This window comes from Streptomyces sp. NPDC054840 (assembly GCF_053611065.1).
In genome coordinates this window covers 1-7,251 of record NZ_JBSGZP010000378.1, presented here as the reverse complement: position 1 = coordinate 7,251, position 7,251 = coordinate 1, and the positions used below count along the sequence as shown (strand labels likewise).

Genomic DNA, 7,251 nt, shown 5'->3' with positions numbered 1-7,251 from the left:
GGGCTGCGGGGCGAGGACTCCTCAGGCGCCCCGATCCCGCTCCAGCACGCCCCGTGCGAAGGCCGCCTGCCCGGCGTGCTGAAGGTCGTCCTCCAGCACGCTGACCAGGCGTACCCCGAGGGTGACCGGCGGATCCCAGCGTTCGTCGACCACCCGGTCCAGATCGGCGGCGGCGAGCCCGCGGACGAACCGCACGGTCCGCTCGTGCACCGCGTCGAAGTACCCCAGCAGCAGCTCGCCCGAATCGACCCGGACGGTGTGGACGTCCCGCGGCGAGTGCCCGTACCCGGTGGACCCGGCGGGCAGCGGCAGTGCGAACCGGTCCGACCAGCCCTCGGAGTCCCACACCTGCTCGGTGCCGGCCGCGTCCGCGAGGTGGTCGTCCTGAATCCGGGTCAGGTGCCAGACGAGCCAGGTGACCGAGTTCGCCGCCGGGTCCACGCGAGCGTTGAGCAGCTCCGGCGGGGCCCCTTCGACGACCTCGTGCACGATCTCCCGGATGCGTCCGAAACCGTCGGCGATGACGTCCGTAGCCTTCATGGACCCACCATGCAAGGCCGGGGGGCCCGACCGCCGCGAGCGACACGCGGAGGCCGGGCCGGCGGGTCGGCGGGCCGGGTGACGGGACGTCCGGTCAGCGGGTGGCGTCGGCCTTCTCGGCCTTCTCTGCCGATTCCGCCCGCTCGGTCACCGTGGCGGGCTCGGCCACCATGGGCTGTCCGGCGGTCGCCGCCACGGTGCCCTGCCCGCTCCGCAGGCCGATCCAGCTGATCACCGCGACCAGCGCGAAGGCCACCGCCCCGATGCCGAAGGTGAGGGTGAACCCGGACTCGGCGGGCAGTGGGGCAACCCCCGCGGGCAGGTGCTCGATGGTCTTGGAGGCCAGGATCGTGGTGACGACGGCGCTGCCTATCGCGCTGCCCGTGGAGCGGGAGATCGAGTTGATGCCGTTGGCGATGCCGCTCTGGTGGTGCGGGACGCTGGACATGATCACGGCGGGCATGGCGGCGTAGCCGAAGCTGACGGCCGCACCGACGACGAGCCCGGCGCCGATCACCGAGAGGCTGTGCTGGTGGTCCAAAACCAGCCAGGCGAAGCCGGCGGCGCCCAGGGCCGCGGCCAGGGCCAGCGCCGTGCGCGGACCGCGGTGGCGCACGATCTGACCGCCCACGGGCGAGGCCAGCAGCGAGACGATGGCGCCGGGCAGCAGGAACTGCACGGAGGCGCGCAGGATGGACGCGTCGAAGCCGTAGCCGGTGAGGGCCTCGGGCATCTGGACGAGGTAGGAGACGCCCAGGAAGTTCGCGAACATGCCGAAGCCGACGAGGACGCCGGCCAGGTTGGCCATCAGCACGGGGCGGTGGACGAACATCTTCATGTCGACGAGCGGCTCGCGCACCTTGCGCTCGACGAGCACCCAGACGGTGGCCATGACGGCGGCGCCGGCGAAGCTGCCCAGCGTACGGGCGGAGCCCCAGCCCCACTCGTGGCCCTGGGAGATCGGCAGCAGGAGCAGCAACAGCGCGATGCCGAGGGTCAGTGAGCCTAGGAAGTCGGTCCGGCCGCCGGTCTTGTGCCGGGTCGCCGGGACCAGGAACGCGACCGCGAGCAGGGCGAGGAGCGCGAAGCCGGTCGCCATCCAGAAGGCGTTGCGGTAGTCCGCGCCGGAGCCGGAGGTGAGCAGCCCGGTCGCGACGAGCGCGAGCCCGCTGCCGAACGCGAGCGTGCCGCTTACCAGGGCCATCGCACCCGGCAGCTTCTGCGGCCGGACTTCTTCGCGCAGGACCGACAGGGCCAGCGGGAAGATCGCGGTGGCGGCTCCCTGGAGCACCCGGCCCAGGATCAGCAGCGGCAGCGAGGACGCCAGCGCGGCGATGACGGAGCCGACGACCATGACACCGAGCACGGCGACCAGGGTGGGCTTCTTGCCGTGCTGGTCGCCGAACCGGCCGAGCAGCGGGGTGAAGACGGCGGCCGACAGCAGGGTGGCGGTGGTCACCCAGCTCACGTTGGCCGTGGTCGTGCCGAGGTCTTGGCGGATGAGGCCGAGGATCGGGACCGGAAGGGTCTGCATCATCGACACGACCATGGCGGCCAGGCTCAGGGCGAAGACGATGACCGTCTCGTTCCGGTGCCCGGCGGCCGGGGTGGCGGTGGAGGGGGTGCTCATGGCTGGGGTGAACCTTCTTCGGGTTCCGGAGCTGAAGAGCTTCGGAACGCAGATGTTTGACCTTCTCAAGTAACTCGACCGACGGTAGACGTCGATAGTTAAGGTGGTCAAGTAAACAATTGATAATGTGAACCATCCTGAGTACGCTCCAGGTATGAGCGACACCGCCACGCAGACCCCCACCAAGCTCCAGCTGCTGGAGCTGCTCGCCGCGATCGGCACCGCCCAATGGCGCGAGTTCGCGGCAGCCGCGGCCCAGCATGGGCTGACCTCCACCCAGGCCCGGGTCCTCGCCCAGCTCGACGGCCCCGTGCCCATGCGCGGCCTCGCCACCCTGCTCGTGTGCGACGCCTCCAACGTGACCGGCATCGTCGACCGGCTGGAGGCCCGCGAGCTGGTCCGCCGGGAGCCGGACCCGGCCGACCGCCGCGTCAAGAACGTCGTCGCGACGGACGCGGGCCGCGAGGTCATCCGCCGCGTACGGGAGGAGATGCAGGCCATGCACGGCGCGCTGGACACCCTCGACGAGGCCGAGAGCGCGACGCTCTACGCCCTGCTGGGCCGACTGCGTCCCTCGATGGAGAAGAGCTAGTCTCGACCTCCATGAGCACGCTTCAGACGATCAATGACGTACCCGTCCTGATGTGCGGGGCCGAGGGTGAAGTCATCGCCGGTGAACGCGAGGCCCTGGACTGCATAGGCGATGCCTCCCACCAGGGCGCCGAGTGGGTCGTCATCCCCGTCGAGCGCTTCGACGAGGCGTTCTTCCGGCTGAGCACCCGCGTCGCCGGCGAGATCATCCAGAAGTTCGTCCAGTACCGGGTGGGCGTCGTCGTCCTCGGTGACATCTCCCGCCACACGGCGGACAGCGCGGCGCTGCGGGACTTCGTCCGCGAGTGCAACCGGGGGCGCCAGACGTGGTTCCTCGCCGACGCCGACGAGCTGCGCGGGCGCCTGACCGGGGCGGGGGCGTGAGCGGCGGCGGGATCCGGATCCTGCGGGCGGCCGACCGGACCGCCACCGTCTGGAAGAACGGCGGGGGAGTCACCCGGGAGATCGCGGCATGGCCCGAAGGCGCGGACATGGACGACTTCGGCTGGCGGGTGAGCCTGGCCGAGGTCGCGGCCGACGGGCCGTTCTCGGCCTTCCCCGGCATCGCGCGTACCCTGACCCTCGCCGAGGGCGCGGGTATGGACCTCACGGTGGCGGGCGTACGCCGCCCGGTGGACGAGCGGTTCGCGCCGCAGGACTTCCCCGGGGACGAGCCGACGGACTGCCGGCTGCTCTCGGGTCCCGTCGTGAACTTCAACGTGATGTACCGCAGGGGCGCGGTGGAGGCTCAGACCGCCGTCGTACGGGGTCTGCTCACCCTCACGGTCCCGCCGGGCGGGACGCTGCTGGTGGCCGCCCTGGAAGGACCGGCGGTACTCGAACGGGCCGCTGACCGCACGGAGCTTCTCCCCTACGACGCGGCCCTGCTGACGGGACCGCTCGACTGCCGGGTCCGTACGGCCGGACGCGCGGCTGTCGTGCGCTTCGCCGCCGCATAAGGGGGCCGGGCCCGCGGTGCCCGGTTCGCCCGCTGGCCGCGTCGGCCGCGCGCACCGAGCACTTCGGGCGGCCGGCGCTACTGTGCCACGGGCGTCGAAGCCCTCGTCTTCCCGCCAAGCAGTGTCCGGTCCGGCACTGATCCGGGAGCGCCCCGCTCCCCGTTCGCACGGGCCCGCCGCCGGTGGGCCCCCGTGGCGTGTCCGGTGCCGGGCCCCGTACCGGGTCAGGCCGACGCGCGCCGCACGAGGGCCGTGGCGGTGATCACCGGATCGGGCGTGGTCCGCCCGCGGGGACAGCCGTCCGGACCCCCGTTCAGACTGCGCATCAGCAGCCGCGCCATCAGCCGGCCCATGCCCTCGATGTCCTGGCGTACGGTCGTCAGCGGCGGATCGGCGCTCTCCGCCACCGGTTCGGCGTCGTCGAAGCCGACCAGCGCCACGTCCCCGGGGACCGTCCGGCCGCTCTCCCGCAGCACGCGCAGCGCGCCGGTCGCCATCAGGTCGTTCCCGGCGAAGACGGCGTCGATCCCGCCGTCCCGGTCCAGCAGTTCCGCCATCGCGCGGGCGCCGCCCGCCGGGGTGAAGTCCCCCTCGGCGACCAGCTCCGGCCCGGCGGCCGCCAGTGCGTCCCGGTAGCCGCTGAGCCGGTCGGCCGCCGAGGTCTGGTCGAGCGGGCCCGCGATGTGAGCGATCCGTTTCCGGCCCTGCGCCAGCAGGTAGCGCACCGCCTCCCGCGCGCCCCCGCGGTTGTCGGCGTCCACGTAGGCCACCCCCTCGTCCTCGCCCTCCCCGGACCCGGTGGTCCAGCCGGGCCGGCCTCCGTAGACCGTGGGCATGCCGATGCGGCGGGTGATGGCGGGCAGCGGGTCGTCGGTGTGCAAGGAGAAGGCGAGGGCCCCGTCGACGTGGCCGCCCGCCAGGTAGCGCTCGATCCGGTCGTAGTCGCCGCGGTCCTCGACCAGCAGCAGGACGAGCTGGGTGTCGTGTGCGGTCAACTCCTTGGCGATGCCGCGGACCTGGCGCGAGAAGAACGGGTCCGAGAAGATCCGGATCTCCGGCTCGGCGATGATCACAGCAACGGCCCCGGTGCGCCGGGTGACGAGCGTACGGGCCGCGTGGTTGGGGACGTACCCCAGCTCGCGGATCGCCGTTCGGACCCGGTCCACCAAATGCGCGCGGACCCCGTCGCCGCCGTTGACCACGCGGGACGCGGTGGCCCGGGACACCCCGGCGTGCTCGGCGACGGCCTCCAGGGTGGGGCGGCTGCCGGGACGCGGCTCGGTCACGGATGTTCCTCCATGGGGTCCACGGGCGGTGGCCTCGACGGGCAGCAGGGTAACCGGTGGTCGCCCCCGGTCGCTGCCCCGCAGGCGGGTTACGGCCGGGTCGTGGCCCGCTCCAGCAGGCCCCGGAGTACGCGCTGTTCCTCCGGAGCGAGGCCGGCCAGCGGGGAGTCGACCGCGAGGAGCGCGAGGAGGCGCTCGCGTAGTGCTGTGCCCTCGGCGGTGAGCACGAGTCTTCCCCGGCGTCCGCGCACGGATCACCCCCGGCCATACCGTCGGACACACCGAGTACGTGATCACAGGCGGCGGGCGCCGTCTGATCGCCTTCGGGGACGCCGTGCACTCGCCCCTCCAGATCGACCACCCCGCATGGTCCTCGGGCTTCGACCACGACGGCGCCCTCGCCGCCGGACACCGCCAGCGCCTCGTCTCCGAGCTGGCGGAGCCCGGCACCGTCGGCTTCGGCGTCCACTTCGCCGACGTGGTGTTCGGGCACGTCCGGCAGGACGGAGAGGGCCCGGCCTGGCGGCCCCTGGACGTGTGAACCGGGAGTCGGGCGGCGCTCAGAACTCGGGGACGAAGGGGAGGTAGTCCGAGTGGGGGCCCGAGGGGATCACCGCGTAGCTGCTCTCGGGGAGCTCGTTCCACACGCCGGGCAGGTCACCCAGCGGCTCGGAGACCACGAGGCGGGTCTCGTCCGAGACCTCCCTGAGGTACGGCAGCTCCGGATGCAGGTGCCGGACGGTCTCGGCCCTGCTGCTGTAGTACAGCGACCGGGACTTCCCCTGACTGGAGTAGCGGAAGGCCCAGACGCGCTCGCCGTCACTCACCGCGACCGTCATCTGGAGCGGCTCGGGCACGCCGTGCTCCTTGCCGAGGCGCTCCACCAGCCCCGCCATCCTGGCCACCGCGCCCGGAGGGTCCTGGTCGAGACCGAAAGTGACCGCCAGGTAGAACATCACCTCGGAATCCGTGGACCCCTCGATGCACGGGAAGAGCGCCGGGTCGACGGCCATGCAGAGGTCACGCTGGAGCCGGTGGAAGTCCGCGATCGCCCCGTTGTGCATCCACAGCCAGCGGCCGTGGCGGAAGGGGTGGCAGTTGGACTGCTGGACCGCGGAACCCGTCGAGGCGCGGACGTGCGCGAAGAACAGCGGCGAGCGGACGTGCGCGGCGAGTTCCTGCAGGTTGCGGCTGTTCCACGCCGGGCCGACGTCCCGGAAGACCGCCGGGGTGCCGTCGCCGTCGGCGCTGTACCAGCCGATGCCGAAACCGTCGCCGTTGGTCGGTTCCGCGCCCATCCGGGAACGGAGGCTCTGGTTGATCAGCGAGTGCTCGGGGCGGTAGAGCACGGTGTCGAGGAGCATGGGCGAACCCAAGTAGGCGAGCCACCGACACATGCGTACCATCCCCTTCGCGACTGCTCCGAGCCTAACCCCACCGACGTCACGGTTCCCGCGGGACAGGCTGGTCAGGGAGCGGGCGGGTCAGGAGAAGAGCCAGCGCGTCTGGCTGTACCCGCCCTTGCCGAAACCGAAGGCCGTGCTCGGGCGCACCGCGAAGACCACCGCCTCGCCCGCGTCGGGATTCACGAACACGCCGTCGCCGATGTCGAAGTGCCACTCGCTGCCGTACTTCGCCTCCCAGGCGGCGGCGAGCCGGCGCAGCCGCTCGGGATCGGTGACCCGGGCCGCCACACCCTCGACGACCAGGTCGAATCCCTCGTGGAGGGTGTTGGTGCCGGTGGTGAGGACGACGTGCGCGTTGCCGCGGAGGTTCTTGGCCTTGCGTTCCTCGGGCCCGGTGCAGAAGTGCAGCGCGCCGTCGGCCCAGACGCCGATCAGCGGGGTGACGTGCGGCCGCGCGTCGGGCCGTACGGTCGTCAGCCAGTACAGCTCCGCCGCGGCCAGCCGGGTGACGGCCTCCCGCCAGGGCACGGCCGTCGCCCGCTCGTCGCTGTAGCGCGCGTCCAGTTCGGCGCGGGGTTCCTCGTCAGGCATGGGCTGTCCTCCCTGAGGCGGTCGGTCTCCAGTGTGCACCGGGGCCTGCCGGGGGAGGCCCATGCACGGGTCCCGCGCGGTGCGCGGCGGCCCCGCCGCGATGCCGACCGTCGGCACGGGGCGGCAGGGACGTGGTGGGTCAGGGCCGGATGGCCCGGTATGAGCCCGACCTCGTCGTGCGGGAGCGTCCGCGGCGCGGGTACCGGGCCCGCCGCCCCGCCCCGCCCAGGGCGTGGCGTCGTCCGCGC

Annotated in this window: 9 protein-coding genes and 1 pseudogene; 4 read left to right on the top strand and 6 right to left on the bottom strand. The window is 72.6% G+C overall.

The genetic code is table 11. The features are described from left to right. Positions 1–21: 21 nt before the first annotated feature. Positions 22–540, bottom strand: a complete 519-nt coding sequence (locus ACWGIU_RS24225; RefSeq protein ID WP_453709017.1) for a mycothiol transferase — start codon at positions 538–540, stop codon at positions 22–24. A 94-nt stretch (positions 541–634) separates the two neighbouring features. Beyond that, entirely contained in the window at positions 635–2,170 is a 1,536-nt protein-coding gene (locus tag ACWGIU_RS24220) for an MFS transporter (RefSeq protein WP_453709015.1), read from the bottom strand. A 154-nt stretch (positions 2,171–2,324) separates the two neighbouring features. Between ACWGIU_RS24220 and ACWGIU_RS24215 the strand changes: the two genes are divergently transcribed. From ACWGIU_RS24215 to ACWGIU_RS24205, 3 genes are read left to right on the top strand one after another with little or no spacing between them, the layout of a single operon-like run. Then, complete coding sequence (locus ACWGIU_RS24215; protein WP_030725769.1) at positions 2,325–2,762, top strand: MarR family winged helix-turn-helix transcriptional regulator; 438 nt, start codon at positions 2,325–2,327, stop codon at positions 2,760–2,762. 11 nt (positions 2,763–2,773) lie between these two features. Continuing rightward, positions 2,774–3,145, top strand: a complete 372-nt coding sequence (locus tag ACWGIU_RS24210) for a DUF4180 domain-containing protein (protein ID WP_453709012.1) — start codon at positions 2,774–2,776, stop codon at positions 3,143–3,145. Continuing rightward, a complete protein-coding gene (locus ACWGIU_RS24205; RefSeq protein ID WP_453709010.1) occupies positions 3,142–3,720 on the top strand; it encodes a HutD/Ves family protein in 579 nt (192 codons plus the stop codon). The genes ACWGIU_RS24210 and ACWGIU_RS24205 overlap by 4 nt, the downstream gene beginning before the upstream one ends. A 224-nt stretch (positions 3,721–3,944) precedes the next feature. Here ACWGIU_RS24205 and ACWGIU_RS24200 read toward each other — a convergent pair whose 3' ends face one another. Then, positions 3,945–5,006: a LacI family DNA-binding transcriptional regulator gene (locus ACWGIU_RS24200; protein WP_453709008.1), complete on the bottom strand. Its 1,062-nt coding sequence runs from the start codon at positions 5,004–5,006 to the stop codon at positions 3,945–3,947. Positions 5,007–5,095: 89 nt separating this feature from the next. Then, positions 5,096–5,233, bottom strand: coding sequence for a hypothetical protein (locus tag ACWGIU_RS24195; RefSeq protein ID WP_453709006.1), 138 nt, complete (start codon positions 5,231–5,233; stop codon positions 5,096–5,098). A 2-nt stretch (positions 5,234–5,235) separates the two neighbouring features. Between ACWGIU_RS24195 and ACWGIU_RS24190 the strand changes: the two are divergent. Continuing rightward, positions 5,236–5,547, top strand: a pseudogene (locus ACWGIU_RS24190) (MBL fold metallo-hydrolase); the annotation flags it as partial. Between the two features lie 19 nt (positions 5,548–5,566). Here the strand turns inward: ACWGIU_RS24190 and ACWGIU_RS24185 are convergent. Both ACWGIU_RS24185 and ACWGIU_RS24180 read right to left on the bottom strand, forming a co-directional pair. After that, positions 5,567–6,403 (bottom strand): class II glutamine amidotransferase, encoded by an 837-nt coding sequence (locus tag ACWGIU_RS24185; protein WP_453709003.1) that lies wholly within the window; start codon positions 6,401–6,403, stop codon positions 5,567–5,569. 87 nt (positions 6,404–6,490) lie between these two features. Then, positions 6,491–7,003, bottom strand: a complete 513-nt coding sequence (locus tag ACWGIU_RS24180; protein ID WP_453709001.1) for a pyridoxamine 5'-phosphate oxidase family protein — start codon at positions 7,001–7,003, stop codon at positions 6,491–6,493. Between the last annotated feature and the right edge of the window lie 248 nt (positions 7,004–7,251).

What these genes read in the sequence shown, in the direction of transcription:
- ACWGIU_RS24185 (WP_453709003.1), bottom strand. Translation starts at nt 6,403, where the DNA reads ATGTGTCGGTGGCTCGCCTACTTGGGTTCGCCCATGCTCCTCGACACC.
- ACWGIU_RS24220 (WP_453709015.1), bottom strand. Translation starts at nt 2,170, where the DNA reads ATGAGCACCCCCTCCACCGCCACCCCGGCCGCCGGGCACCGGAACGAG.
- ACWGIU_RS24225 (WP_453709017.1), bottom strand. Translation starts at nt 540, where the DNA reads ATGAAGGCTACGGACGTCATCGCCGACGGTTTCGGACGCATCCGGGAG.
- ACWGIU_RS24210 (WP_453709012.1), top strand. Translation starts at nt 2,774, where the DNA reads ATGAGCACGCTTCAGACGATCAATGACGTACCCGTCCTGATGTGCGGG.
- ACWGIU_RS24215 (WP_030725769.1), top strand. Translation starts at nt 2,325, where the DNA reads ATGAGCGACACCGCCACGCAGACCCCCACCAAGCTCCAGCTGCTGGAG.
- ACWGIU_RS24180 (WP_453709001.1), bottom strand. Translation starts at nt 7,003, where the DNA reads ATGCCTGACGAGGAACCCCGCGCCGAACTGGACGCGCGCTACAGCGAC.